General features: G+C 61.4%; 1 protein-coding gene. It reads right to left on the bottom strand.

Features of this window, described 5'->3' with window-relative positions:
* The coding region (locus tag C5F48_RS24045; protein ID WP_181247783.1) for a helix-turn-helix domain-containing protein at window positions 1–824 on the bottom strand (824 nt) is incomplete at its 3' end.
* Between the last annotated feature and the right edge of the window lie 284 nt (window positions 825–1,108).

Here is a 1,108-nt window from a genome sequence, read left to right on the forward strand (position 1 = left end):
CTTTCGAGCAGTTCGGGCTTGTGTCCACGGCTACCGCCCCCATCATTATTTTCTCGGCAAGAGGGCGTCCCGGCAGGGGCGACCTCCGAAGGATTGCCGTCATCCCGCTTGCGGGATGGCTGCATATCGACGGGGGAACCGTTACAGATTACAGAGAGATCTTCTTTTGTATCTTGTATATGAGGCCGGTGTCTGTACGCCGATTGATCGGTGATTTTTGACTGTAAATCGACAAGATGCAGCGCGTGATGAGCGCACTTGTCCACAGATTCGAGCAGCTGCGACAGCTCGCCAATCGACAAGACGTCGTAGCGACGCGGCAGATCTGACAGCTCCTGCAGCAGCCCCTTCACCTCAGGATGATCCGGCGCCAGGCTGATCAGCTCGAAGAGCGCCGTCTTGAAGATCCTGCGCGCGGCCGAGATCTTGCGCCGCAGCAAGGTGCGCTCGGCGCGGCGAGCATCCATCTGTTTCTTCATCGCGATGAGGGTCGGCACCATGGCGATGAGCGGGCTGAAGCAGATGCCTTGTTTGAGGCTGCCGCCGTAGAAGCAGCCGCGGCTGCCGTTGGCCGCGGTAGTCTTGGTCACGAGCCGGGCCTTGACCCACGCGGCTTCGTCGTCGCGCAGCGAGCGCGGCGTCTTGTTGCAGATGTCGGCGCATTGGCTCTGCTGCATGTAGCAGACCGGCTCAACGCCCGGGTCGGTCCAGTCGCCCGGCCGCGTCAGTTCCATGAGGCGGCACAGCGCCTCCATCCGCGCCGACTGGAACCCAAACGCGGGCCGCACGTCGCGCAGAAGCTTCGCCACATCGTCGCGTTGCATCCCGGCCGGAAGGACCGGGAAGGCGCCTGCCGGCGCAATGTTTCTTGCTTGTTGTCGTCTCACTGTCCTCAACTCCAAAGGGCGAGGGGGCCGGGCCATCGGGCGCAAGAACCTGGTCGCATGCCTGCGTTTTTTTCTTGATCGCGCTGTTCGGAGGGACTACAAATCTCGCAGAGTTTTGAGAGATCGAAGGCTTGCCGGCCTTTGTAGTCCCCGCGATGGTAGCCCCGTCGCGGGTTACTTTTTATGTTTCGCTGCTTCTCGTTTGTGGTGCGTGGGGATCC

This window comes from Cereibacter changlensis JA139, from assembly GCF_003034985.1.
In the GTDB taxonomy this organism is placed as follows: Bacteria; Pseudomonadota; Alphaproteobacteria; order Rhodobacterales; family Rhodobacteraceae; genus Cereibacter; species Cereibacter changlensis.